At 70.6% G+C, this 25,583-nt stretch carries 23 protein-coding genes; 6 read left to right on the top strand and 17 right to left on the bottom strand.

Features of this window, described 5'->3' with window-relative positions; genetic code table 11:
• Window positions 1-42: 42 nt before the first annotated feature.
• Window positions 43-534: a nucleotidyltransferase domain-containing protein gene (locus tag OHN19_RS43025; RefSeq protein ID WP_330269454.1), complete on the bottom strand. Its 492-nt coding sequence runs from the start codon at window positions 532-534 to the stop codon at window positions 43-45.
• Between the two features lie 103 nt (window positions 535-637).
• Between OHN19_RS43025 and OHN19_RS43020 the strand changes: the two genes are divergently transcribed.
• On the top strand, window positions 638-1,309 hold the full coding sequence (locus OHN19_RS43020; RefSeq protein WP_330269453.1) for a hypothetical protein: 672 nt from the start codon (window positions 638-640) through the stop codon (window positions 1,307-1,309).
• Window positions 1,310-1,549: 240 nt separating this feature from the next.
• Here OHN19_RS43020 and OHN19_RS43015 read toward each other — a convergent pair whose 3' ends face one another.
• The 13 genes from OHN19_RS43015 to OHN19_RS42950 all read right to left on the bottom strand — a co-directional run bounded on the left by OHN19_RS43015 (window position 1,550) and on the right by OHN19_RS42950 (window position 16,980).
• Entirely contained in the window at window positions 1,550-3,670 is a 2,121-nt protein-coding gene (locus tag OHN19_RS43015) for a PQQ-dependent sugar dehydrogenase (RefSeq protein WP_330269452.1), read from the bottom strand.
• Window positions 3,671-3,813: 143 nt separating this feature from the next.
• Window positions 3,814-4,977, bottom strand: a complete 1,164-nt coding sequence (locus OHN19_RS43010) for a sugar phosphate isomerase/epimerase family protein (RefSeq protein ID WP_330269451.1) — start codon at window positions 4,975-4,977, stop codon at window positions 3,814-3,816.
• 280 nt (window positions 4,978-5,257) lie between these two features.
• Window positions 5,258-6,409, bottom strand: coding sequence for an inositol-3-phosphate synthase (locus OHN19_RS43000; RefSeq protein WP_330269450.1), 1,152 nt, complete (start codon window positions 6,407-6,409; stop codon window positions 5,258-5,260).
• Window positions 6,410-6,906: 497 nt separating this feature from the next.
• Window positions 6,907-7,914, bottom strand: coding sequence for a sugar phosphate isomerase/epimerase family protein (locus OHN19_RS42995; protein WP_330269449.1), 1,008 nt, complete (start codon window positions 7,912-7,914; stop codon window positions 6,907-6,909).
• Window positions 7,915-7,929: 15 nt separating this feature from the next.
• The gene (locus OHN19_RS42990) at window positions 7,930-9,126 is read right to left on the bottom strand and encodes a Gfo/Idh/MocA family oxidoreductase (protein ID WP_330269448.1); all 1,197 of its coding nucleotides are present in this window, start codon (window positions 9,124-9,126) and stop codon (window positions 7,930-7,932) included.
• A 69-nt stretch (window positions 9,127-9,195) separates the two neighbouring features.
• On the bottom strand, window positions 9,196-10,245 hold the full coding sequence (locus OHN19_RS42985; RefSeq protein ID WP_330269447.1) for a substrate-binding domain-containing protein: 1,050 nt from the start codon (window positions 10,243-10,245) through the stop codon (window positions 9,196-9,198).
• Window positions 10,246-10,410: 165 nt separating this feature from the next.
• Window positions 10,411-11,445: an ABC transporter permease gene (locus OHN19_RS42980; protein WP_330269446.1), complete on the bottom strand. Its 1,035-nt coding sequence runs from the start codon at window positions 11,443-11,445 to the stop codon at window positions 10,411-10,413.
• Window positions 11,442-12,965 (bottom strand): sugar ABC transporter ATP-binding protein, encoded by a 1,524-nt coding sequence (locus OHN19_RS42975; RefSeq protein WP_330269445.1) that lies wholly within the window; start codon window positions 12,963-12,965, stop codon window positions 11,442-11,444. The genes OHN19_RS42980 and OHN19_RS42975 overlap by 4 nt, the downstream gene beginning before the upstream one ends.
• 346 nt (window positions 12,966-13,311) lie before the next feature.
• A complete protein-coding gene (locus tag OHN19_RS42970) occupies window positions 13,312-14,493 on the bottom strand; it encodes an ROK family transcriptional regulator (RefSeq protein ID WP_330269444.1) in 1,182 nt (393 codons plus the stop codon).
• Window positions 14,494-14,677: 184 nt separating this feature from the next.
• Entirely contained in the window at window positions 14,678-15,298 is a 621-nt protein-coding gene (locus OHN19_RS42965) for a hypothetical protein (RefSeq protein ID WP_330269443.1), read from the bottom strand.
• 92 nt (window positions 15,299-15,390) lie between these two features.
• Window positions 15,391-16,236, bottom strand: coding sequence for a hypothetical protein (locus OHN19_RS42960; protein WP_330269442.1), 846 nt, complete (start codon window positions 16,234-16,236; stop codon window positions 15,391-15,393).
• A complete protein-coding gene (locus OHN19_RS42955; protein WP_330269441.1) occupies window positions 16,233-16,607 on the bottom strand; it encodes a TraR/DksA family transcriptional regulator in 375 nt (124 codons plus the stop codon). The genes OHN19_RS42960 and OHN19_RS42955 overlap by 4 nt, the downstream gene beginning before the upstream one ends.
• A 46-nt stretch (window positions 16,608-16,653) precedes the next feature.
• Window positions 16,654-16,980 carry a TraR/DksA family transcriptional regulator gene (locus OHN19_RS42950; RefSeq protein ID WP_330269440.1) on the bottom strand — a complete coding sequence of 109 codons (327 nt, stop codon included), beginning with the start codon at window positions 16,978-16,980 and terminating at the stop codon, window positions 16,654-16,656.
• A gap of 291 nt (window positions 16,981-17,271) precedes the next feature.
• On the opposite strand from OHN19_RS42950, the gene OHN19_RS42945 reads away from it, so the two are divergent.
• The 4 genes from OHN19_RS42945 (at window position 17,272) to secD (ending at window position 21,785) form a co-directional block, all read left to right on the top strand.
• A complete protein-coding gene (locus OHN19_RS42945) occupies window positions 17,272-18,267 on the top strand; it encodes a HAMP domain-containing sensor histidine kinase (protein WP_330269850.1) in 996 nt (331 codons plus the stop codon).
• Window positions 18,264-18,929: a response regulator transcription factor gene (locus tag OHN19_RS42940; RefSeq protein ID WP_330269439.1), complete on the top strand. Its 666-nt coding sequence runs from the start codon at window positions 18,264-18,266 to the stop codon at window positions 18,927-18,929. Before OHN19_RS42945 ends, OHN19_RS42940 begins: the two co-directional genes overlap by 4 nt.
• Before the next feature lie 78 nt (window positions 18,930-19,007).
• Window positions 19,008-19,421, top strand: a complete 414-nt coding sequence (locus OHN19_RS42935) for a hypothetical protein (RefSeq protein ID WP_330269438.1) — start codon at window positions 19,008-19,010, stop codon at window positions 19,419-19,421.
• Window positions 19,422-19,526: 105 nt separating this feature from the next.
• Window positions 19,527-21,785, top strand: coding sequence for a protein translocase subunit SecD (secD, locus tag OHN19_RS42930; RefSeq protein WP_330269437.1), 2,259 nt, complete (start codon window positions 19,527-19,529; stop codon window positions 21,783-21,785).
• Here secD and OHN19_RS42925 read toward each other — a convergent pair.
• Window positions 21,755-23,401: a rhamnogalacturonan lyase B N-terminal domain-containing protein gene (locus tag OHN19_RS42925; RefSeq protein WP_330269436.1), complete on the bottom strand. Its 1,647-nt coding sequence runs from the start codon at window positions 23,399-23,401 to the stop codon at window positions 21,755-21,757. The two genes, secD and OHN19_RS42925, sit on opposite strands and share 31 nt — an antisense overlap.
• Window positions 23,402-23,645: 244 nt before the next feature.
• On the bottom strand, window positions 23,646-24,092 hold the full coding sequence (locus tag OHN19_RS42920; RefSeq protein ID WP_330269435.1) for a DoxX family membrane protein: 447 nt from the start codon (window positions 24,090-24,092) through the stop codon (window positions 23,646-23,648).
• 85 nt (window positions 24,093-24,177) lie between these two features.
• Between OHN19_RS42920 and OHN19_RS42915 the strand changes: the two genes are divergently transcribed.
• A complete protein-coding gene (locus OHN19_RS42915) occupies window positions 24,178-24,858 on the top strand; it encodes a helix-turn-helix transcriptional regulator (RefSeq protein ID WP_330269849.1) in 681 nt (226 codons plus the stop codon).
• A 119-nt stretch (window positions 24,859-24,977) separates the two neighbouring features.
• On the opposite strand, the gene OHN19_RS42910 is transcribed toward OHN19_RS42915, so the two are convergent.
• Entirely contained in the window at window positions 24,978-25,532 is a 555-nt protein-coding gene (locus OHN19_RS42910; protein WP_330269434.1) for a phosphatase PAP2 family protein, read from the bottom strand.
• Window positions 25,533-25,583 lie beyond the last annotated feature (51 nt).

Genomic DNA, 25,583 nt, shown 5'->3' with positions numbered 1-25,583 from the left:
TCGCCACTCTCTGCCGGGAGACGCCGTCCTGTCGGGTCGGGGTCAGAAGTGCGTGGCGATTCCGAAAACGCGGCGCAGCTGCGCCATGTCCTGGCGGTCGCGTTCCGTTGGTTCGTACCCCTGATGGAAGTAGACCTGCTGCTCGGCGGACAAGCACGGGACGGGTGTTCCCTGGATGGTGCCCGTGACGAAGCAGGACGAGGGGTAGGCGAAGGGACGTTGCGGGTCGGGTGACGCCTGCACTGCTGATCCGTCAGCGCTGAAGACCAGAGGATGAAGGTCGATCTCCCGCCCGTCCGCAGACTTCACGACGAAGCGGATGGGCCGCCAGTTCAGGCTCTCCGCGAAACCTGCCGTGGAGAGAGCGGCGACTACGGCCGCTTCCTGGTCCTGCCGGTGCATCAGGTCCAGGTCGCGGTGGTCTCGGGTCTGCTCGCCGACCAGAGCGTCGATCCCCCATCCGCCACCGACCCAGACGTCAACCTCCGCTCGCTGGAGCAGGGCCAGGACGAACAACACGTCATCAGCTGTCATCACCCGACGCAGGCTAGGAGTGTCAGGGGGCGGGCAGCGAATGCTTTCTCTCGACGCCTCCAGGCCGGTCGGCCGGAGGGCCGCTGCCCTAGGCTCGTCGACCATGGCGGTTCTGATCAGCGTGTGGGGGGCCTCTCCCGGAGTGGGCAAGTCGACCCTGTGTGCTGGTCTGGTCCGGTGGCTGGCCGATGCCGGGCTGCGCGTGGACCACTTCCGTGAGGAAGAGGTCCTGACCAGGCCGCAGTTCAGCGCGGTGGCCGAGTCTTTCGAGAGGACCGGCGCGGTCGACCTGGCGACGCTGATCGCGGCGACCGCCGAGTTCGTCGATTCGGTGCTGGTGGACGGCGCCGACGTGGTGGTCGCGGACGCCCTGGTGCCTTACCTACCTACGGTGCTGGCCATGGGGCACGAGGAGGAAACGATCGGCGCGTTCATGACCGAGTTGACGGAGGTGCTCGCCCCGGTCTCACCGGTCATGGTCTTTCTCGACGGCAATACCGAAGCCGCCCTGTCCCGTGCTGCAAGGAGGGAAGGGGCGCAATGGCTCGACTGGTATGTCGGAAAGCTCGCCGCGTACGCGGTCAGCCCTCCGGTGACGGACCTCGCTTCGGCGGTGACCTACCTGCGGCGCGAGCGCACGGTGACACTGGGCGCCATGGCCCGGAACGAGTGGGACCTCGTCGTGATCGAGCGCGCCGACGAACTGTCCCAAAGGGAGGTGCTGAGGGCCGCTCAGCAGAGCTTGAGGCCGTGGCTCGGGACGGCCACGCGTTAGGGGAGGACGGCCCGGGTATCGGCCGTCAACCCTGGTGAAGTGGCGGTTGCGGGGGGCAAGCCTGTGCCGGCTGGTCGGTGATACGAGGACGCCCCCTGCGCAGCGCCGACTCCGGGACGCCGGCCCATCACCGCCCGGGCCGGGGGTGTGTGGCCGACAGCCCCGCCTCGCTCGCGTGTCCGCGTACGGCGACGGGGCGCCCCCGCACGGAGCGCCCCGTCGCAGTCTCGTCGTTTCCGGTCAGTCGGCCGGGGTCAGGGCGACCTCCGCGCTGCCCGAGAGGGACGGCAGGCCGGCCGGGGGTGTGTCGGTGTAGGTGGCGTTGAAGACCGCCTTGAGGTTGTCGGAGCCGGAGTGGCCGCCGTCCACGAAGGTCTTGAACGATCCGGAGCAGCCGTTGCTCGTCGACAGCGGGTGGCCGTGCGAGTCGTGGCCGAGGATGAACGAGACGCTGACCTTCGCGCAGTCCACCGGCTGGTCGTCGGTGACGGTGACCTGCCAGGTGACCGTGTCACCCCAGTGGAACGGGGTGCCGCCGTGCGGTGCCGGGTCGGTGGTGAGCGAGACGACCGGTGCCTTGTTGCCGACGACGACGGGGACGGAGGCGGAGGCCGAACGCCCGGTGCTGTCGGTGACCTTCAGGGTGGCGTCGTAGACGGCGTTCTGGGTGAAGGTGTGCTTCGGGTTCGCCTCCCTGGAGTCGACCGTGCCGTCGGCGTCGAAGTCCCAGGCGTAGCGCAGGGCGTCGCCGTCGGCGTCGGTCGTGCCGGCGCTGGAGAACTGAACGGTGAGCGGGCTGGTGCCGTTGACGACGTCCGCGGCGACCTTGGGCTCCGGGGTGCGGTTGCCTCGCGTGAAGTCGATGCGGGACAGCTGGGCCTCGGGAAGCTCCGCGAAGTACCCGGTGCCGTACTCGAGGACGTACAGCGCGCCGTCGGGGCCGAACTCGGCGTCGATCGGGCCGTCCGTCTTGATCGTGGGGATCGCGTCCTCGATCTTGAGGACCTGGTTCTTCTTGCCGAGGGTGATGGCCTTCATCTGGTCGCGGGTCCACTCGTAGAAGAGCGGCTTGCCGTCGAAGTACGAAGGCCAGCGGTTCTGGGCCTTGTTGTGGTGGTCGTACTGGTAGACCGGGCCGCCCATGGGGCCGATGCCGCCCGTGCCGAGCTCCGGGAACTCCGCGGACGCCCCGTAGCCGTAGACGATCTCCGCGTCCTCGACCGGGGGCAGCTCGGTGCGGCCGGTGTTGTGGCGGGAGTCGTTGACCGGCTTGGCGCAGTCGAAGGCGCCGGCGGAGGTCTGCGTGGCGAAGTCGTAGTCCTGGTAGGGCATCTTCTGGGTCACGCAGAACGGCCAGCCGTAGTTGGCGGGGCGGTCGATGACCATCCAGCGTCCGTGGCCGGCGGGACCGCGGCCCGGGTTGGCGGTGTTGGCGTCGGGCGAGTAGTCGCCGACGTAGACCTCACCGGTCTTGTCGTCCACCCCGAAGCGGAACGGGTTACGCAGGCCCATGGCGTAGATCTCGGGGCGGGTCTTCGCCGTACCGGGGGCGAAGAGGTTGCCCTTGGGTATCGCGTAGCCGCCGCCCGGCTTGACCTGGATGCGCAGGACCTTGCCGCGCAGGTCGTTGGTGTTGCCCGCGGTGCGTCGCGCGTCGTAGGCCGGGTTGCGGTCGGCGCGGTCGTCGAGCGGGGCGTAGCCGTCGGAGGAGAACGGGTTGGAGTCGTCGCCGGTCGACAGGAACAGGGTGCCCTTGGCGTCGAAGTCGATCTTGCCGCCGACGTGGCAGCAGATGCCGCGGTCGGCCGGTACGTCGATGACCTTCTGCTCGGTGGCGAAGTCGAGCTTGTTGCCGACGAGCTTGAACCGCGAAAGGCGGGTGACGCCCTTGTACTTGGCGAAGTCCGCGGCCGTACCGAACTGCGGTGCGTCGCCTTCGTTGACGCCGGGGGTGGCCGGGTCGTCCATGGGGGTGTCGAGGCGGGGCGAGTAGTACAGGTAGACCCAGTGGTTCTTGGCGAAGCCGGGGTCGATGGCGATGCCCTGGACGCCTTCCTCGTCGTGCTGGTAGAGCCCCGCGGGGCTCTTCTTCAGGTCGGCGGCGAGGAAGTTGACGCCGCTCTTGGGGTCGTGGATGCGGACCTCTCCGGTGCGCGCCGTGTGCAGCACGCGCCGGTCGGGGAGGACGGCGAGGGCCATGGGCTCGCCCGGGCGGTCGTTGAGGGTGACTTTCTGGAAGTCCGACGCGTTCGGCGGCGTGGGGTCCGGTTTGGCGGCCTGCGCCGGGGAGACGGGCATGAGCCCGACGGCTCCGGCCAGGGCGGCTGCCCCCAGGAGGGTGACGATCCGTCTGTTGCGCACTCAGAACTCCTTCGGTCTGGTCGGCGGCCGCGATGCGGGTCCGCGGCCGCCGGCCGGTGCGGGGTGGAGGCGGGTCAACTGGCAGGTGCGTTCCGTACGTTGCGCACGGGAGCACGTCTGCTGGGATGTCGGGTGAGGCTTCGTCAGTGGCGGGCGCGCAGGGCCGCGAGGTTGTCGTAGCCGATGCGGGCGTAGTCCAGGGACTGGCCGGGCACGGTCGTGCTGGGCGCGTTGTCCTGCTCGACCATCGGGTTGCGGTGGTTCTTGTCACCCACCCGGGTGAAGAACCGCCGGTAGTCGATGTCGCCGGTGCCGAACGGCACCATGTCGTAGCCCAGGCCGCTCTGGGTGTTGACGACGCCGTCCTTGGCGTGGAAGAGCGGGAAGCGGGTGCTGTTGCGCTCCACGAGGGCGGCCGGGTCGAAGACGCGCTCGCGCTGCGAGCCGTCGTGGGCGGTGTAGGTGTGGAACTTGTACTGGGCCACGTGTGCCCAGAAGACGTCCAGTTCCAGGTAGACGCTCTTGCGGTCGGTCACCTTCAGGAAGTACTCCAGCTTGCGGATGCCGGAGCTGCGGGTCGGCCGGCCCTGGGCGTCGAGCGGGCCGCCGTCGAGCAGGAAGTCGTAGGCCGCGTCGTGGTTGTGGGTGTAGAGCTTGATGCCCTCGCGGCGGGCGATGGCGCCCAGCGTGTTCCACTTCTGCGCGGCGACGTCCCAGTCGGCCCGGTAGGGGGTGTTGGTGGGGTCGGCGCCGGTGCCCATGTGGTCCATGCCGAGGATGTTGGAGATCTCCAGCCAGCGCTTGAAGGTGTCCTTGTCGGCCTGCGTCAACGGCCAGGACGGCGGGATGTAGCCGTGGCTGCCCTGTGCCCGCAGGCCGTACTCGTCGAGCCAGGAGCGCAGCAGCTTCGCGCCCTGGACGGTGCCCAGGTCGGCGCCACCGGGGGCGTTGGCGTGCTGGCCGTAGCCGGCGAACTCCACCTGGCGGTAGCCGAATCGGGACAGCTGCTTGAAGACCTCGCGGAAGCCGGAGGGCAGGTCGGAGGCGAGCGGGTCGCGGCCGATCGCGTCCCGGACGGTGTAGAGGATGATGCCGCGCTTGTGCGGCGGGACCAGGGCGGAACGGCCGCGGTCGTGGCCGGCGGCTTCCGGTCCGTTCTGCGCCAGGGCGGGCGAGGCGCCGAAGACCGGGGCCGCGATCGCCGCCCCGGTGACGGCCGTGCAGGTGCTGAGGAAGCGGCGGCGGCTGACGCCGAGGGTGCGGCGCAGGGCGTCGCCGGTGACGGCTTCGTCGTTGAACGCGGTCACAGTGGTTCTCTCTTTCGTCGTCGCGGTGCTGCGGGTGCCTTGCGGCTTCCGCCTCCGGCGAGGCCGGAGAGCCGCAGGAGAAGGGACTTCACTTCGGTGGCCGCTCCACGGCCGGATACTGCGCGGGGGGTGGAGAACTGGACGAGCGGACGGTCGTCGACGCTCGTACGGAGGCGGACCTGGCAGCCGCGGACAGGGGCCGCTGCGGGTGGGGCCACAAGTGCCGCTGCGGGTGGGGCAAGGAGTTCCGCTGCGGGTGGGGCCGGGACGGAGGACGGCATCAGCGCGCCTCCCGAAGGCGGTCGGCGAACGACAGGAGCGCGGTGTACTGCTCCCCCAGACCCGCCGGGCCCCCGTCGGGGTCCTTGAAGTAGAAGCCCAGCTCGGGGAGCGGGCCGGACAGGCCCGCCTCGTGGGCGCGGGCGACCAGTCGGGCCAGGTCCAGGACGAGCGGTGCGGCGAGGGCCGAGTCGCAGCCCTGCCAGGTGGTCTGGAGGATCATGCGGGTGCCGAGGAAGCCGTCGAAGGCGATGTGGTCCCAGGCGGTCTTCCAGTCCCCGAGCACTGGTACGTCGTCGATGTGGACCTCGCCCTGCGGTGTGTGTCCGAGGGTGTCGGCCAGGACGCGCTCCTTGCCGGCGTTCTTGGCCGCGGCTGCGCCCGGATCCGCCAGGGCCGCCCCGTCACCACCGCCCAGCAGGTTGGTGCCCGACCAGGCGCGGACCTCCAGAGCGCGCTGGACGAACATCGGGGCGAGCACGGCGCGCAACAGGGTCTGGCCGGTCTTGCCGTCACGGCCCGCGTGGGGCAGCGCGGCGGCCGCGGCGGCCTCCGTGAGGGCCGGGGTGCGCAACCCGGTGGACGGTGTGAAGTTGACGTAGGGACAGCCGGCTCGCACGGCGGCGGCCGCGTAGAGGGAGCTCGCGGGCAGTCGTACGGCGTCGGGTGCGGGCAGTGGCTCGGTGGAGGAGACGTTGACGACGACCACCCGTGCCAGTGCGTTGCGCACGCGGAACGTTGTGAGGTCGGCCGCGAAGTCCGCGATGAGTTCCTCGTCGCCTCGCGTGTCGCCCGGGAGGGGGCCGCCGAGCCGTATCTCCTCGTCCGCGGCCTGGAGTTCGGAACGCACGGCGGAGGCGAGCCCGTGCGGCAGGACACCCGCGTCGGTGAGGTGTTCGGCCCGCTTGGGCAGCGGGGAGTGCGCGGTGTCATGGCCGCCGAAGACGAGCGAGTGGAGGGGCGGCAGGCCCGTGCCGTCGAAGGGGGCGGTCTCGGTGACCATGCCGGTCGGCGGCCGCAGTCGGGCGGCGACCGCCGCGCAACCGGCGACGGCGGTGGTCGCGACCGATCCGCGGGCTCCGACGAACCAGACACCGGTGCGTGCGGTCCGCCCGACGGTGTGGGGCTCCGATGCGTTCCCGTCGTGGGTCACGGGCTGCCTCCCTGCCATGTCGATGTTCCGATGCGGTTGGAGGACGGTCGGCGGGGGCGCGAGGGCCTCCCGTCCACCGTCGGCACGGGGACGGCTTCGGCCGCGGTCCGGAGGGGCGCTCCGTGGTAAAGGCGCGGCTGCGGCGTGCGAGCGGCGACAAGGGGCCGCCGGTGAGAGATGCGGGTGCCTCAGGGTCTTGGTCGTGCGCTGTGCGGGGTCGTTCTCGATTGGACGGTCGAACGATTGGTGCGCGTACGGCCCTAACTCGTCGTCAGTTTCGAGCCACTGTGTGGTTCCTGTGCACGAAGGGACCGTAGCCCCGTTCGTCCTTGGCCGGAACCCCTTGCGCAGCGAAACGGCGAACTTCTTCCAGGACCAGGACAAAGCCGTGAGTGGGCAGGGCGGATCGGCCCGGCGGCTCGCTGTGACGGTATGTCAGCGCTCCGCCGGGTTTGCGCCTTCGGCTACGGGGACCTTGGTTGCCGCCTGGTGGTCGCCTAGTTGTCGCCGCCTCCGAAGGCGGCGTCGAAGGAGGCTGACGGCGGCTCGAAGTCGTAGCGCTTCAGGCTCTTCAACGCCTCCGGTGCGCCCTGGAGCCGGTCCATGCCGGCGTCCTCCCACTCGACCGAGATCGGACCTTGGCAGTCGATGGAGCGCAGCATGCGGAAGACGTCCTCCCAGGGCACGTCCCCGTGGCCGGCGGAGACGAAGTCCCAGCCGCGGCGCGGATCGCCCCAGGGCAGGTGGGAGCCGAGGCGGCCGTTGCGGCCGTCCAGGCGTTTGCGGGCCTCTTTGCAGTCGACGTGGTAGATCCGCTCACGGAAGTCCCACAGGAAGCCGACCGGGTCCAGGTCCTGCCACACGAAGTGCGAGGGGTCGAAGTTGAGCCCGAACGCCGGACGATGGTCAACGGCCTCCAGAGCGCGCTGGGTTGTCCAGTAGTCGTAGGCGATCTCGCTGGGATGGACCTCGTGCGCGAACCGCACACCCACCTCGTCGAAGACGTCCAGGATCGGGTTCCAGCGGGCGGCGAAGTCCTCGTAGCCGCGCTCGATCATCGCCTCCGGTGCGGGCGGGAACATCGCGACCAGATGCCAGATCGCGGAGCCGGTGAAGCCGATGACGGTGTCGACGCCGAAGGCGGCCGCGGCCCGCGCGGTGTCCTTCATCCGGTCCGCGGCCCGCCGGCGTACCCCTTCGGGATCACCGTCGCCCCAGATCCCGGACGGCAGGATCGCCTGGTGGCGTTCGTCGATGATGGCATCGCACACCGCCTGCCCGACCAGGTGGTTGGAGATCGCCCAGCACTTCAGGCCGTACTTCTCCAGCAGCTGGTGCCGGGACTTCACATACGAGGGGTCGGCGAGCGCCTTGTCGACCTCGAAGTGGTCTCCCCAGCAGGCGAGTTCAAGACCGTCGTAACCGAAGTCACGAGCCAGACGGCAGACCTCTTCGAGCGGGAGGTCGGCCCACTGACCGGTGAACAGAGTGAACTGACGCGGCATGTCTTAAGACCCTCCTCAGACGGCAATCGGCGTATAGACGGAGTTCTTCTCCGCGCTCTCCTCCACCGCCGCGAGCACCCGCTGGACCTGGAGCCCGTCCGCGAACGACGGCCGCGGTTGCGTGCCGGACGCGATGGCGTGCACGAGGTCGCGGGCCTGGTGGACGAACGTGTGCTCGTAGCCCAGGCCGTGGCCCGGCGGCCACCAGGCCTCCAGGTAGGGGTGCTCGGGCTCGGTGACGACGATCCGGCGGAACCCCGCCGTGGCGGGGGGCTCCCGATGGTCATGGAAGGACAGCTCGTTGAGCCGTTCCAGGTCGAACGCGAGTGAACCGGACTCGCCGTTGATCTCCAGACGCAGGGCGTTCTTGCGCCCTGTCGCCATCCGGGTCGCCTCGAACGTGGCGAGTGCCCCCGAGGCAAGCCGGCCCGTGAAGACGGCCGCGTCGTCGACCGTCACCGGCCCGCGCCCGGTACCGCCGGACGCCGTCAGGCCGGTGGAGGCGCCGTCGAGGCGGGGGCGTTCCCTGACGAAGGTCTCCATCTGGGCGGAGACGCCGACCAGGACCTCGCCGGCCAGGTACTGGGCCAGGTCGACGATGTGCGCGCCGAGGTCGCCGAGCGCCCCCGATCCCGCGTGCTCCCGTTGCAGCCGCCACGTCAGCGGGAAGTCGGGGTCGACCAGCCAGTCCTGGAGGTAGCTGACCCGTACGTGACGCAGTGTGCCGAGCCTGCCCTCCGCGATGAGGCCGCGCGCGAAGGTGAGGGCCGGCACACGCCGGTAGTTGAAGCCCACCATGGCCAACTGCCCTCGTGAGCGGGCCGCTTCGGCTGCCGCGACCATGGCCTCCGCCTCGGCGACCGAATTGGCCAGCGGCTTCTCGCACAGCACGTGCTTGCCCGCCTCCAGCGCTGCGATCGCGATCTCCGCATGACTGTCGCCCGGTGTGCAGATGTCGACGAGCTGGACGTCGTCACGGGCTATGAGGGCACGCCAGTCGGTCTCCGTGGCCGCCCAGCCGTGCTTGTCGGCCGCCGCCCGCACACCCTTCGCGTCGCGACCGGCGACCGCGGCCAGGACCGGCCGCAGAGGCAGGTCGAACGCGTGCCCCACGGTGCGCCACCCTTGGGAGTGTGCGGCGCCCATGAACGCGTAGCCGACCATCCCCACGCCCAGTGGCGGCGGTGCGGTCCGACTGTCCCTCTGTTCCATACGGATTCCTCCTCGTCGGAGTGTCACTGAGTCGTCGTGCTCTCGGCGGGGGCGCTCGGCGCGGCCCGGTCAGATGAAGCCGGTCGGCAGGTACTGGTCGACGTTGTCCTTGGTGACCACGGCCGAGTAGAGGGTCAGCGAGGACGGGATCTCGAACTCGGCGAGGCCGCCGACACCCTTGCCCTGGCCGAGCGCCCGGGCGAGATCGATGGCGGAGGCGGCCATGGTCGGCGGGTACAGGACGGTCGCCTTCAGCACGCTGTTGCCGGCCTTGATGGCGTCCATCGCGGACTTGGCGCCGGCGCCGCCGACCATGAGGAAGTCGTCGCGCCCTGCCTGGTCGATGGCGCGCAGCGCGCCCACGCCCTGGTCGTCGTCGTGGTTCCACAGCGCGTCGAAGCTCGACTGGGCCTGGAGCAGCTGGGCCATCTTGGCCTGACCGGACTCGACCGTGAAGTCGGCTGCCTGGCGGGCCACTTTGCGGATGTTGGGGTAGTTCTTCAGGGCGTCGTCGAAGCCCTTGGTGCGCTGCTGGGTCAGTTCGAGGTTGTCGAGGCCGGCGAGTTCGACGACCTTGGCGTTCTTCTTGCCCTTGAGCTGCTCGCCGATGTAGTGGCCGGCGTTGAGGCCCATGCCGTAGTTGTCGCCGCCGATCCAGCAGCGGTACGCCTGCGGGGAGGCGAAGATGCGGTCCAGGTTGACGACGGGTATGCCCGCCCTCATGGCCTGGAGGCCGACCTGGGTGAGGGCCTTGCCGTCGGCCGGCAGGATCACCAGGACGTCGACCTTCTTGTTGATCAGCGTCTGGACCTGGCCGATCTGCTGGGCGGTGTCGTTGGAGCCCTCGGTGATCTCCAGGGTGACGTCCGAGTACTTCTTCGCCCGTGACTTGGCGTTGGTGTTGATGGCGTTGAGCCAGCCGTGGTCGGCCTGCGGGCCCGCGAAGCCGATGGTGACGGCCTTGCCCGGCTTGTCGTCCGCGACCGGGGCGGCGTTGTCCGCGGCCTGTGCCTGGTCCTTGGGCTCATTGCTGGTGCAGGCCGTGAGCAGGGCTCCGGCGGAGACGGCGGCGGTGCCGAACAGGAGGGCTCTGCGGCTGGTGGCGGGGGTTTGGGGCATGGCGGATCGACCCTTCGAGTGGGCGGGGCGTCGGACGGAGTCCGACTGGACTGTGCGGGTCCGGTGGATGGGGGGGTGGGCGCCGGACGGCGGTGTCAGGGGCCGCCGTCCGGCGGGTGCTGCACGGCGGTCAGGTGTCACCGTGCAGCGAGGGGCACACGGCGGTCAGGTGTCACCGTGCAGCGAGCGGCGCTGGACCAGGACGGCGGCGACGATGATGGCGCCCTTCGCGATCTGCTGGACAGCGGTCTCGAGGTTGTTCAGGGCGAAGATGTTGGTGATCGTGGTGAAGACCAGGACCCCGAGGACGGAGCCGATGATAGTGCCGCGGCCCCCGCTGAGCAGGGTGCCGCCGATGATCGCCGCGGCGATGGCGTCCAGCTCGTAGAGGTTGCCGTTGGTGTTCTGCCCGGAGCCGGCGAGCACGATCAGCATGAAAGCGGCAATGCCGCAGCACAGCCCGGACAGCAGGTAGAGGTACAGGCGTTGGCGGCGGACGTCGATGCCGGCGAGGCGGGCCGCCTCCGCGTTGCCGCCGACCGCGACGGTACGGCGGCCGAAGGTGGTGCGGTTCAGCACCAGCCAGCCGATGACGGTGACCGCGGCGAAGATCAGGACCAGGGGCGGGATGCCGAGGATGTAGGAGTCCCTGGCACCGAGGTCCAGTACCGACTCGACGCTCACGATCTGTGTGCTGCCGTCCGTGATCTGCAGTGCCAGACCCCGGGCGGAGGCGAGCATGGCCAGCGTCGCGATGAACGGCACCATCCTGCCGTAGGCGATCAGCAGCCCGTTCACCAGGCCACAGCCGACACCGACGACCAGTGCGGTGAACAGGATGCCCGCGAAGCCGAACTCCTGGGTGGCGACGGTCGTGGCCCACACCGAGGCGAGCGCCACGATCGCGCCGACCGACAGGTCGATGCCCCCGCTGGTGATGACGAAGGTCATGCCGACGGTGACGACGCCGATCACGGACGCCTGGGTGAGGACGAGTTGGAGATTGCTCGTCGCGAGGAACTCGTCCGGTGCGGTGATCCCACCGACCGCGACGAGGACGGCGAGGACTCCGAGCAGGGACAGGGTGCGCACGTCCCATCCCCACCGGGGACCCGATCGGCGTGAACTCTCCTGGTCCCCCGCGGACTTGGCGGTGGACGTCGGCGCATCGTCGTGCGCCGCGGTGGTCGGCTGGGTCATGGCGTCGGGCTCCCTTCCATCACTAGGTCAAGTACGCGGTGCTCGTCGAGCTCCCGGGCGTCCGCGGTGTGCACGACGCTTCCTTCACGGAGCACCAGCACCCGGTCGGCGAGCCCCAGGACCTCGGGCACCTCGCTGGACACGAGGAGTACGGCCAGGCCCTCGTCGGCCAGCCGGCGGATCACCGCGTAGAGCTCCGCCCGGGCGCCGATGTCGACGCCCCTGGTGGGCTCGTCGAGCAGCAGGACCTTGCAGCCGCGCAACAGCCAGCGGGCGAGCACGGCCTTCTGCTGGTTGCCGCCGGACAGGGTCCTGATCGCGGCGTCGGGGTTGTCCGGCCGCAGGGACAGTTCCCGCACCGCCTGGTGTGTCGCGGTCCGCTCGGTACGCCGGTCGAGCCAGCCCGCGCGGGCGAACCGGGACAGCGTGGAGATCGAGACGTTGCTGCTGACGGACTCCAGCATCAACAGGCCCTGCGCCTTGCGTTCTTCGGGCGCGAGACCGATACCGGCCCGGACGGCGGCGCGGACGCTTCCGGGGCGCAGGGTTGTTCCGTCGACGAGGACACGGCCCTCGTCGGGCCGGCGAGCCCCGTAGATCGTCTCCAGGATCTCGCTGCGCCCGGATCCGACGAGCCCGGCCAGCCCGACGATCTCACCGGGCCGCAGTTCCAGGTCGACGGGCGCGAACTCTCCCCGCCTGCTGAGTCCTTCGACCTTCAGCACGGGCTGCCGATCCGCAGCGAACCCGGCCTCGGGTCGCTCGGGGAAGACGTACTCCACGTTCCGTCCGGTCATCAGGGACACGACTTCATGGGTCGGTGTGGACTTGGCGGGCAGTCCGCCCGCGACCGAACGCCCCTCCTTCAGGACGGTGACCCGGTCGCCGATGCGCCGGATCTCCTCCAGGCGGTGGGATATGTAGATGACGGCGACGCCGTCGGCCGTCAGATCGCCCACGATCCTGAACAGGTTGTCCACCTCTTCGGGGTCGAGCGCCGCCGACGGCTCGTCCATCACGATCAGCCGGACCTCGTGGGACAGCGCGCGGGCCATCGAGACGATCTGCTGCTGCGCCGCCGACAGGTCCCCGACGAGCCGCGTCGGGTCGATCTCCGAGTGCCCCAGACGTTTCAGCAGCTCCGCGGTCGCCGTACGGGCGGCGGAGCCGCGCACCACGAATCCGGCCGAGGTGGGTTCGTGTCCGAGGTAGACGTTCTCCGCGACGGACAGCCCCTCGATCAGGTCGAGTTCCTGGTAAATGGTGGCGATGCCCAGCCGCATGGCGGCGATCGGCGACCCCAGGGTCACGGGCTCACCTCGCCAGGTGATCTCACCGCCGTCCGGCTGGTGGGCGCCGGCGAGCACCTTGATCAGGGTGGACTTGCCGGCCCCGTTCTGGCCGAGCAGACAGTGCACCTCGCCGGCCTGGACTTCGAGATCCACGCCGTCCAGGGCGCGAACGCCGGGGAACGATTTGGTGATGCCGGACATGGTGAGCAGGGGTGGTTGTGGTGCCATGAGGAATCCCCTCGGCGGATGCGGGCCGTGAGTGGGCAGGGCTGGGGTGGATGTGTCGGTTGCGTGGACGGCCGTGGCAGCCGTTGCGTCGTACCGGCCGCACCATGGGCTGAGGTTGCGGCTGAGACGGCAGGGCAGGCTTGATCGCCGAGCGACCAGGCAGGGGGTGACGACCGCCGACGCTTCATGGGCGTTACGGCGGTGAAGTGGCTGTTCCTACGGCTGTGCTGTGGTCGTTGCTACGGCTGCGCTGTGGCGGTTCCTACGGCCGCACTGTGCTCGTTCCTACGGCCGTACTGTGCTCGTTCCTGCGGCGGTGCTGTGGTCGTCCCTTGCCGGGCGGCGGTCAGGCCGGTGAGAAGACGTGGTCGCTGATGAGCCGGGCCGCGCCGATGGCTCCGGCGGCCTGCCCCAACTCCCCCAGCACGATGGGCAGGTTGCCCGTGGCCAGCGGCAACGACTGCCGGTACACCTGGGTTCGGACGCTGGCCAGCAGGGTGTGCCCGAGGCCGGTCACTCCGCCGCCGATCACCACCAGGCCCGGGTTGAAGAAGCTGACCAGCCCCGCGATGACCTGGCCCAGGCGTTTTCCGCCCTCGCGGATGAGGTCCAGGGCGACGGCGTCTCCGGCTCCCGCGGCGGCGGACACGTCCTCGGCCGTCAGACGTCCGGCTGTCTCCAACCGGGCGGCGAGGTGTGCCGAGCGGCCCTCCCGCGCCGCCTGCTCCGCGTCGGCGGCCAGCGCGGCACCGCTGAAGTGGGCTTCCAGACAGCCCCGGTTGCCGCACACGCATGCACGGCCATCCGGTTCGACCTGGATATGTCCGATGTCGCCCGCGCTGCCCGTCACCCCGCGGTGGACCTCACCGCCGGCGACGATGCCGCAGCCGATACCGGTGCCGATCTTGACGCAGAGGAAGTCACCCACGGAGCGTGCGACACCCGCGTGCATCTCCCCCATCGCCATCAGGTTCACGTCGTTGTCGACCATGACCGGACATCCGAGCTCCTGACTGAGCGCCTCCCGTACGGGAAAGCCGTCCCAGCCCGGCATGATCGGCGGAGCCACCGGCACACCCTCGGGGAAGCGGACCGGTCCCGGCACGCCGATACCGGCGCCGTCGAAACCCTCCGCGAGCCCCGAGGCCCGCAACTTCGCCGCCATGGACAGCACTTGCTCGAAGACCGCGACCGGGCCCTCGCGGACGTCCATCGGCTGGTTGAGGTGGCTCAGGATCTCCAGTTCGGCATTGGTGACGGCGACGTCGACCGAGGTCGCGCCGATGTCGACGCCGAGGAACCGCAGGGCGGGGGCGAGCCGGATGTTGTGCGAGCGGCGGCCGCCCCGGGAGGGGGCCAGCCCGTCCGCGACGACCAGCCCGGTCTCCAGCAGTCGGTCGACTTCGACCGCCAGCTTGGAACGGGACAGGTCCACCAGGTCACCCAGCTGGGCACGGGAGTTGGACCCGTTGTCACGCAACAGACGCAGCAGTCGCGCCTGATGGGTGTTCTCAGGCCGAGCCGTCATCCGTCTCACGATCCCTCCCCTCACCCACGACCGGGTCCGGACACCTGATTCCGCCGACTGCGTCGTCAGGCCGTCGAAGAGGAACGTAACAACGATTTTCCAGACTGGGAAGTACTTGTGCGCGAGTCAGGCTTTCTTTATCCACATCCAGGACAAAGTCCGGCGATGCTTCCTCGTCGACCCGTCAGCGGGAAGCAGTCCACCGAGGGGCGGTCCGGGCCCAGGCGGCGTCCCACTCGGCGAGGTTGTGCCGTTCGAGACGATGGTGGGCGTAGGCGTACGCGGCTGCGCCGAGGAGGGCGACGGTCATGGCGGCGAGGACGGCGTAGCCGATGGCGCGGTCACGGACCTGCTTGGTGGTCAGAGGCGCGTCCGTGAGCTTTCCCTCCGCATCGACCCATAGGCGGACGGTGCTTCCGGCGGTCAGGGCGGGTTCGACGTCTGCCTTCGCCGTGCGGGTGCGTCCTCCGGGGTCGGTGAAGCGGACGGTGACCGGGTACAGCGCCTTCTTCGCCTCGTCCGATCCCGGTTCCGGGTGGCCGGGGGCATCGTGCACCAGGACGGCGGGGATGTGGTGCCGGGTGGCGATCTGGTGCCGGGCGGTCTTCTTCCCGTGGCCGTGGGAGGTTTCGCCGACCAGGATCATGGCGGCAGGGGTGGCCGCGAGGACGGCCAGGAACAGACCGAGGCCGATCCATGCCTGTGCGAGATCCGTCCTACGGCGCAGGGGATTGCGTCGCCATCGCCACAGCAGGACGCGTGGGAGGTCTTCGGGAGGGTGTTCAGGGGGTGTGGCGCGGGCCACGGTGTCTCTCCTTTCGCCTTTCGGACCAGCACGAGGCGGCTCTCCGGGCACCTGGCGTGGCCGAGCATGGGGCCGGGCAGCGGGGCAGCGGCCTATAGGGCCGGGGCGGACGCGGGCCGGCGGGGCTGCGCGGCGTCGGAGTCCGTGACGGACGAGGGGTGGGCGTGGGCAGCGTGCAGGAGTCTCGCGGCGCCCCGGACCCCCGCGGTGTGCGGGGCGCGGACGTGCTGGACGGGAGCCTGCAACCGCTCGGCGAGGGGGCGGGTGATGTCGGCTCGCAGCGCGCCCCCTCCGGCGAGAAGTGCCCCTCGCCGCAGAGCTCCGAGCGTCTGGAGGGTGCGGTCCTCGTCCAGCATCGCGGTCACCATGGCGACGACCGCCTCGGCGATCCGCGCGGGCGGGGTGAGGTCGTCCAGATCACTGGTGCCCAGGGCGGTACGGCGGGCGTCGGTCACCGCACCGTCGACGAGGAGCGTGACCTCGGTGAGGTGGGCGCCGAGGTCCACGACGAGCAGGGGCTGGGCCAGATCGGCGTCAGCGGCCACGGCGACGGCACGTGCGGTGGGGACGGTCAGGACGGCGCGTGGGCGCAGGATCTCGACTGCGGTGCGGGCCTCGGCCCGGTGGGCGACGCCGGCGAGTACGGGCATGGTCAGGATGAGCAGGGGCTGGCCGCAGGGGGGCAGGTGTGGGCCGAGCAGCCGGTCCAGCATCCGGGCCGTTCCGGGCGTGTCGACGATGGTGCCGCGCTGGATGGGGCAGGTGGCGCCCGGTCCCGGGGAGGTGAGCGTGGGCACGTCGAGGATGGTGCGGCGTCCGGATGTCCAGGCACGGGTGCGGGCGCTGCCCAGGTCGAGGGCGATGCCGTAGCAGCGTCGGCACCAGGGCCATGTGCGGTGCCGGGTCGGCGTCGGGCTGCCGGCGGGCGTGGTGGTCATCGGCCGGCCTCCTTGACCTGTTGGCATCGTGCGCAGTAGCGGGCCTGCGGCACGATCAGCAGCCGTTCACGGGCGATGGGCCCGCGGCACAGGTGGCAGGTGCCGTAGCGGCCCAGGTCCATGCGGGTGAGCGCGGCTTCCACGTCGGCCAGGACCAGGCGGGCGGAGGCGGCGAGCTTGACGCGCACCTCGAGTTGGGCGGCCGACCGGCGGGAGGGCAGGGCGTCGGCGCGCGGTGCGGCGGCGGCCGAGAGCTGGTGGAGCTGTTCCTGGCGGAACACTCGTTGCTCGTGCAGGTTCTCGCGCAGTGCGGCGAAGTCCTCCGCCGACAGCTCGGTGTTGTGCTCGTCGATGGTCTGGTGGTTCACCAAGTCACCCCCTGGGCAAGGCGGGAAGGAGTGGTCGCACGGCTGCTCGTCAGACGGCTTTGCGCTGGCAGGGGACACAGAACGGCGTGTAGGGCAGGATCTCCAGGCGCTCCACGGGGATCGGCTTGGCGCAGTCCCGGCAGATGCCGTAGTTGCCGTTGCCGACGCGGGCGACGGCTGCCTCCACCTCGGCGAGGACCCGCCGGATGGTGTCCTTCTGCGTGGACATCACCTGCTCCTCCGCGTCGGGCCGCGTCTCCTCGATCGCCCGCAGCTGGGTGAGACGGGAGGTGCGTTCGTGTTCGAGGCGCTGGAGGGCCTCGTGCGCCGTCAGTCGTTCACGACGGGTTTCGGCCTGCGGTGTGTCGAGGGACATCGCGATGCGTTCCTTCTCTGAGGAGGCGGCTCGTTCGTGTCTCCACCGTGGCCCGGATGCCGTACAAAGCCCATCGGGCGCGATACCCATCTGTGGCGCAGCCCGGGCCCCTTCGCAGCGTGGACAGGTGGGGACCAGGAAATGGGGACTGGACCCCATCGACAGTGCGCCCCGCGGCGGGCAGCCTGGGCAGTTGGCCGGTCGGAGCCAGTGAACGCGGCTCAGCCCCGGGGTGCCGTGGTGACCGACAGGAGAGACGCGTCGCGTCACACGGAGAAAGGCGTCATCGCGGTGTCCCTGTTCTGGCGGATCTTCGCCCTCAACGCGGTCGTGCTGGGAAGCGCCACCGCGCTGTTGCTGTGGGCGCCCGTCACCGTCTCCGTGCCGGTGCTGCTGACCGAGGCGGTCGTCCTCGTGGCCGGTCTGGTCGTCATGCTGGTCGCCAACGCGGCCCTGCTGCGGATCGGCCTGGCCCCGCTCGGCCGTCTCACACGGCTGATGGCCACGGTCGACCTGCTGCGCCCCGGGCACCGCCTGCCGGAAGGCGGCCACGGAGAGACCGCCGAACTGATCCGCACCTTCAACGCCATGCTCGAGCGCCTCGAGCACGAGCGGGCGTCCAGCAGCGCCCGCGCCCTGTTCGCCCAGGAAGCGGAGCGCCGCCGCATCGCTCAGGAACTGCACGACGAGGTGGGCCAGAGCATGACCGCGATCCTGCTGTCCCTGGAGCGGGCCGCCGACGAGGCGGACGAGCCGCTGCGCGGTGAACTGCGGCAGATGCAGGAGATCACCAGGGGAAGCCTGGACGAGGTGCGCCGGCTGGTACGCCGACTGCGGCCGGGTGTGCTCGAGGACCTCGGCCTGGTGAGTGCGCTGACCTCGTTGTCCGGCGAGTTCGCCACCCACGTGGCCCTGCGCGTGGTGCGCCGTTTCGACACCGGCCTGCCCGTGCTGGACCACCAGACGGAACTCGTGCTCTACCGCGTCGCCCAGGAGGCCCTGACCAACGCGGCTCGGCATGCCGAGGCCGACAAGGTCGAGGTGAGCCTGTGTCGCATCGGCGAGGCGGTGGTGCTCTCCGTCGTCGACGACGGCCGTGGCATCCAGGGCGCTCCCGAAGGCGCCGGTGTGCGCGGCATGCGTGAGCGGGCCCTGCTCATCGGGGCCACGCTCGACATCACCTCCCCGCCGCAGGCCGGCACCTCGGTCCGGCTCACCGTGCCCCTCAGGAAGCAGCCCTTCGAGACGCAGTCCCTCGGGAAGCAGCCGTTCAGGAAGCAGCCATGACCACGCCCCACACCTCTGTGATCCGTATCCTCCTCGCCGACGACCACGCGCTGGTACGGCGCGGAGTACGGCTCATCCTCGACCGGGAGCCGGACCTGGAGGTCGTCGCCGAGGCGGGCGACGGGGCGGAGGCCGTCGAACTGGCCCGCACCCACGAGATCGACCTGGCGGTGATGGACATCGCCATGCCCCGGATGACCGGCCTGCAGGCCACCCGGGAACTCGTCGCACGGAAGCCCGGCGTGCGCGTACTGATGCTGACGATGCACGACAACGAGCAGTACTTCTTCCAGGCCCTGAAGGCCGGAGCGGACGGATACGTGCTGAAGTCGGTGGCCGACCGCGACCTGGTGGCAGCCTGCCGGGCCGCGATGCGTGACGAACCCTTCCTGTACCCGGGCGCGGTCACCGCCCTGATCCGCAACTACCTCGACCGGGTGCGCAACGGCGAGGAGCCGCCCGAGCAGTTGCTGACGGCACGCGAGGAGGAGGTCCTCAAACTCGTGGCCGAGGGCCACTCCTCCAAGGAGATCGCCGACCTGCTCTTCATCAGCATCAAGACCGTCCACCGGCATCGGGAGAACCTGCTGCACAAGCTCGGCATGCGTGACCGGCTGGAGCTCACCAGGTACGCGATCCGCGCCGGCCTCATCGAGGCCTGAGCGGACCGGTCGGCGGCGGGGGCGGGAGCCCTGACGGCTGCCGGTACGACACCACCGACAGGGAGGGAGGAGGAGGGGATGGCCCGTTCCGCGTACGCCGTCTCGCGCGTGCGGAGCCCGGGGGCGGCAGCCGCCGTATGGGCCGTCCTGCTCGCCGCCCTCATCACCCTGCTGGGCCCTGCCGCCCTGGGCGGTGGCGAGTGCCGTGCAGGCGGTGGTTCGGGGTTCGCGGCCGTCGTCGAGCCGGCGTACGGGGAGCCTTACGCGGACACCGTCGACCCGGCCGTCACCGCCGCCGCGGTGCGCGGCCAGGGTGAGGTCACCGGCGAGCGCCACGCACCACCGGCCGCTGTGCAGGGGGCGACGCCCACTGCCGGCTCTCCCTCGATGCGGCCCGCGCGGCCCGCGGTCACGGCGGCGGGCCCGCCCGTCCCGGCGGATTCGACACCCCGTCACGGGGTGCGGGCACCGCCCTCGCTCTCCGGCATCTGAGCGCTGCCGCTTTCCCTTCACGACGTCCTGTCTTGACGTCCTTCCGACTTCCTTTCCCGGCCGCGGCCATTGTCTCGGCCGCGGTGTGCCTGCCGGAGGCCCCTTGTGAACCGATCCGCGCGCATCAGAGGGCTGATCGCCCTCGCCGCCGTCGCCCTGTCCCTGTACGTCGCACTCACCGTGCCCGTCCACCTCGGACTCGATCTGCGGGGCGGCACCCAGATCGTGCTGGAGACCCGCCCCACCGCCAGCGCCGAGGCCGACGGCGAGGCCACCGACCGCACGGTGGAGGTGCTGCGGGGCCGTATCGACGCTCTCGGGGTCGCCGAGCCCTCCATCGCCCGCTCCGGCAGCGACCGGATCATCGTCGAACTGCCCGGGGTGCAGGATCCCCGGGAGGCGGCCGAGGTGCTCGGCCGCACCGCCCAGCTCACGTTCCACCAGGTGCTCGGCACGGCAGCCGGCACCGACGACCTGCCCGAACCGTTGCCCAAGCGGGCCCGGGAGCAGGTGATGGCCGACGAGTCCGGCCGGCTTCTGCGTCTGGGGGCGGCCGCGCTGAGCGGCAAGGACGTCGAGAAGGCAGCGGCCCGCTTCGATCCGCAGGGCGGTGGATGGCACGTCACCGTCGATTTCAAGGGCGTGGGCGAGAAGGGATGGGCCCGGCTGACCGGCGAGGCGGCCTGCCAACCGGCCGGGGACCCGGGCCGCCGAGTCGCCGTCGTCCTGGACGACAAGATCATCTCTTCCCCCCAGGTCGACCCGTCCGTCGCCTGCCGCTCCGGCATCGGCGGCGGCTCCACCCAGATCACCGGCACCTTCGACGACCACGAAGCCAAGGAACTGGCCCTGCTCATCAACGGCGGCGCGTTGCCGGTGCCGGTCGAGACCGTCGAGCAGCGCACCGTCGGTCCCACCCTGGGCGCCGACGCCATCAAGGCCAGCGCTTGGGCCGCCGTCATCGGCACCGCGCTGACCTCGCTGTTCATCATCGCCGTCTACCGGCTCATGGGTGTCCTGGCGACCGTGGCACTGGCCTGCTACGGCCTCGTCTCGTACGCCGCCCTCGCCGCCCTCGGAGCCACGCTCACCCTGCCCGGCCTCGCCGGATTCGTGCTGGCCATCGGTATGGCGGTGGACGCCAACGTGCTCGTCTTCGAACGGGCCCGCGAGGAGTACGCCTCGGGTGGGCACCGCACCCCACGGTCGTCACTGACCGCCGGATTCCGCAGGGCCTTCAGCGCGATCGCCGACTCCAACATCACCACCCTCATCGCCGCGGGACTGCTGTTCTTCCTCGCGTCCGGGCCCGTGCGCGGGTTCGGCGTCACGCTGGGCATCGGCGTCCTTGCCTCCATGGTCAGCGCACTCGTCATCACCCGCGCCCTTGCCGACCACGCGGTCGCCCTCCCCAGGCTGCGCCGCCGTCCCCGGCTCACGGGCATCGCCCACACCGGCGCCGTCCGCGACCGCCTCAGCCGCAGGAACCCGAACCTGATGCGTCACCCGCGCCGCTGGCTGGCCGCTTCCTGCGCCGCTCTCGTCCTGGCCGCCTCCGGGATCGCCGTGCGCGGCCTCGACTTCGGCGTCGAGTTCACCGGCGGCCGTCTCATCGAATACAGCACGGCCACCCCCGTAGACCCCGGCCGGGCCCGCAGCGCGCTCGCCGACGCCGGATTCCCCCGGGCCGTCGTCCAGACCTCCGGCGAGAACCAGCTCACCGTCCGCGCCCACCACCTGAGCGACACGCAGGCGGGGACCGTCACCGACACCGTCGCCGGCCTCGGGCAGCGGGCCGAGAAGATCCGCGACGAAGCCATCGGTCCCAGCATCGGCGAGGAACTGCGCCGGGGCGCGCTCGTGGCCCTCCTCGTCGCGCTCGGTGCCCAGCTCGTCTATCTCGCGGCCCGTTTCCGCTGGCTGCTGGGCACCTCCGCCGTCGCCGCGCTCGCCCACGACGTCGTGATCCTCGTCGGCGTCTTCGCCTGGCTGGGCAAGACCGTCGACGGCGTGTTCCTGGCCGCGCTGCTGACCGTCATCGGCTACTCCGTCAACGACTCCGTCGTCGTCTTCGACCGGGTCAGGGAACTCGGCCGCGGCGACCGCAAGCTGCCCTTCGAACGCGTCGCCAACCAGGCCCTGCTCCAGACCCTGCCCCGCACCGTCAACACCGGGATGGGCGCCGCGTTCATCCTCACCGCCCTGGCCGTCCTGGGGGGCGACACCCTGACCGACTTCGCCCTGGCCCTCCTCATCGGCCTCGCGGTGGGCACGTACTCCTCGATGTTCACCGCCACACCGCTGGCCGTCGCACTCCACAGGCGCCGCCTGGTTCAGAGCAGGTCGAGGGCGTCGAAGCCGTAGCTCGGGCTGAGGTATCCCCCGCCGCCTGCCGAACCGCTGGCCGCGTCGATGCGCAGGGTGTTGGTGCCGGGCAGCAAGCGGCCCGCGGGGATGACGTAGGTGTAGGTGTGGTTGTTGCCGCGGTAGCTGCCGACCGTCAGGGTGCGGGTGGACGGCTCGGCCGCGGCGGCCGGGATCTCGGAGGTCCAGGTGTCGTTGACGGTGATCTGGGGGCGGCCGTTCGCCTTCGCCGAGGTGATGCCGATGCGGAGGGTGCGGTCGACGGCGGCCTGGGCCTCGGTGAGGGTGAAGGAGATCCGCAGGCCCTGGTTGATCTCCTTGAACTGGTAGGCGGGCCAGTCCGAGGCGGTCGAGCTGCCGATGACGTAGGGGCCGCCGGTCCAGGCGGCGGCGCGGGAGTCGGAGGGGTGGGCGTGGGTGACGAGGGAGGCGTTCTTGAAGCCGGCCGGGGTGCCGTTCCAGTCGCCGATGCGCCAGACGGCGGTGTCGGCGGCGGGGTCATCGGCGATGGTGATGGTGTGCAGGGTGGTGGCGGCGCCCGCGGTGACCGTGACGTCCTGGGTGTGTACGGCCAGTTCGCCCTTGTAGACGGTGAGGGTGTAGGTGCCGGGCAGCACACCGGGCACGGCGTACTTGCCGGTGGCCGCGTCCACCTTCGCCCAGTACTGCGCCTCGGAGTTGGAGAGGCCCACCACGTAGGCGTACGAACTGTCCCGCCCCGCAAGGCCATTGCCGACGATACGGCCCCGCCCACCCGCGCCGGTCCAGCCGGTGAGCCCGAGGGCGTCGATCCAGGCGGTGTTGTCGCGCCCGGACACGGCGGAGGTAGGGGCGGCACCGTCGGTGAAGGCGAGGACGTAGGGGCCGTGCAGCCCGAAGCGTTCGGCCTCCGTCTGGCCCTCGGCGTAGTAGAGGTGCTCGTACAGTCCGGCGCCCGACTCGTTGCCGTGGCGCAGGAGTTGGCGGATGAAGGGACCGCCGGAGTCCTTCTCCTTGGAGGAGCGGACGACCCAGACCGAGGCGGCGGAGGTGCTGAAGCCGAAGTAGTCGTAGTCGATGGTCCGCAGGTTGGAGAAGTGCTTCGATCTGGTCGTGCCGTCGGCCTTGGCGAACACGTCCGCGGACTCGATGACGGTGTCGGAGTTGGACCAGGTGTCCGGGTAGGTGGTGGGGAAGATGCCGGGCTTGAGGCGCGCGATGTAACGGCTGGCGGTGACCGAGGTGTCGGGCTTGTAGGTGAAGAGGTAGATGTTGTTCTGGCCGCTGCGCGCCGCGTAGTAGTGGATCAGGGTGCCGTGGACGACCTTGATCAGAACTACCCCCGTCGCGGGCGTGGAGATCGTCACCGTCGAAGCGCCGAGGCCGCTCTCGATATGGGAGTTCTTGCCGTCGTAGCCCTGGTACTCGACGCCGTTGTAGACGAAGGACGAGAGGTCTCCGTTGCTGTGGTTGACCTTGAAGACCAGGCCCGCGCCGGTGTCGACGACGTAGTTGGTGCCGTCGTCGGTGTGGCCGAAGCCGGCCGCCGAGGCGGGCGTGGGCGTGGCGAGGGCCAGGGCGAGGCCGGCCGCCGAACTGAGCACGGTACGGCGGGACAGCGGGCTGTCGAGCGGCATGCGTACAACTCCTGTGTCACAGGGTGCGGTTGGGGGCCCGGGCACCTCAAGCCTGACCGCCGCAGAGGCCGCCGTGAAGATCGGTGGCCGGTGAGCCACGGAGATGTAATGCCACGTCACATTGGGTCCCACCATGCGAGATCGGACGACGGAATCGCATGATCATGAACGCCGCGTTTCGTGCGACTGCTGAGCCGAGAACTATGGCGGGCGGATCGCGCACGGGTCCGCCCGCCAAAGCCGGTCACCGATCGCTGATCCCCGACTCGCGGTGGTAGCGCTCGGCGAGGCGGGCGAGGGCGACCGCGGCGAGGAGGAGGCCGAAGTCGCGCAGGGCGATGTCGTAGTAGTCGGGGATGGTCAGCAGGTTGACGATGATGCCGGCCAGCCAGGCGGCCACCAGCCAGGCCCCGAAACGGGGCGCGAGGGCCACTGCGATGCCTGCCACGATTTCGATCACGCCCACGACGTACATGGCCGTCTGCGCACTCCCGGGAACGATGTCGTCGATCCACGGCGCGAGGTAGGCGGGCCAGTCCACGAGCAGGTTGGCGAACTTGTCCAGCCCGAAGAGGATCGGCGCCACGGTGAACGCGGTGCGCAGGATCGCGAACGCCTGATAGCCGGGATCGGAGAGCAGTGCGCGCCGCGGGCCGGCGGCGGTCCGGGTGCTGGTGGTTGCGGAAAACATGGCGACCTCTCCTTCTATCGACAACTCTCATTACCTATAGAAGCCCTCATTCCTTCTTTCGTCAACGACGGTGGGTTTTACACTGGTGTTCGTGAGCGACCCGAAGGAAGTACGCGACTCCGATGTCTCCGCGATCGCCGCACTGGACGAGCCCACCCGCAGGAGGCTCTACGACCATGTGGTGCGCCGGCCCGGGCCCGTCAGCCGCGACGAGGCGGCCGCCGCGCTGGGACTGGCACGGCAGACCGCGGCGTTCCATCTCGACCGGCTCGCCGACGAGTCGCTGCTCGACGTGGTCTACGAGCGGCGCAGCGGGCGGTCGGGGCCGGGGGCGGGCAGGCCCGCCAAGCTGTACCGGCGCTCGGCGAAGCAGATCGCGGTCAGCCTGCCGGACCGGCGCTACGAGCTCGCCGGACGGCTCCTGGCCCAGGCCGTCGAGGAGTCCGCGGCGACCGGTACGCCGGTGCAGGAGGCGCTGCACCGCAAGGCCGAGGAGCTCGGCGAGCAGCTGGGCGAGCCGGACGGCACCGATCTCTTCGACCTGCTGGAGCGGTACGGGTTCGAGCCGCGGCGCGAGGAGACGGGTGCCATCGCGCTGGACAACTGCCCCTTTCACGCCCTGGCCCGCGACCACACGCAGACGGTGTGCGGCATGAACCTCCACCTGCTGCGCGGAGTGGTGCAGGGTCTGGGCGAACGCGGCTACGAAGCCTGCCTCTCCCCCACGCCGGGCCGATGCTGCGTCCGACTGGAGCCTGTCGCCTGATCATCTCCGCGCCGCGGGCTGCAACCGGCCGGCTCAGATGCCCCGACTGGACCGAGGCGGGGCATCAGTCGACGCCACCGAGCGATCATGAGTGCCCTGACTGCCGTCCATCACTCCCCTCAGCTGAACAGCCGGAGGCGCAGTACCAGGTGGAGGGCGTTGCGGGTGAGCCAGGCGCTGGCCAGGCCTATGGCGGCGCCTGCGGCTACGTCGCTGGGGTAGTGGGCGCCGCTCTGCACCCGCTCGACCGAGACCACGGCGGCCGGCACCGCGCAGGCGACGCCGGCGACCGGCCAGGCCGGTGTCACGGCGGCGGTGAAGGCGACCGCGGCGGCGGTGTGGCCGGAGGGGAAGGAGGAGGAGTCGGGGCGGTCGTCGACCTCGTCGTGGGGGAACCACTCCTTCGGCGGCCGGGGCCGGGCGGCCAGCTGCTTGCACAGGCCGTTCGACGTCAGCTGGGCCAGCGTCAGAGCTCCCAGGCCGGTCACAGCCGCCTTGCGGCCGCGCCACCCGCCCCACCACGCCATGGCCGCGGCGGCACCCCACCACAGCTTCGCGCTCTGCGCGCCCTCCTCCACCGCCGAGAGCACCTTGCCGACCTGCGCCGGGATGCCGTGGGCCGCCTTCCTGGTCAGCGACCGATCAGCGTCGCTCACCTCCGTCAGAAGCCTCATGTGAGGCAGGTATCCCGAGGTCAACGGCCTACACCCAAGATCGACGGAGCT

The organism is Streptomyces griseorubiginosus (assembly GCF_036345115.1).
In the GTDB taxonomy this organism is placed as follows: Bacteria; Actinomycetota; Actinomycetes; order Streptomycetales; family Streptomycetaceae; genus Streptomyces; species Streptomyces griseorubiginosus_C.
This window is presented reverse-complemented; position numbering and strand designations above follow the sequence as displayed.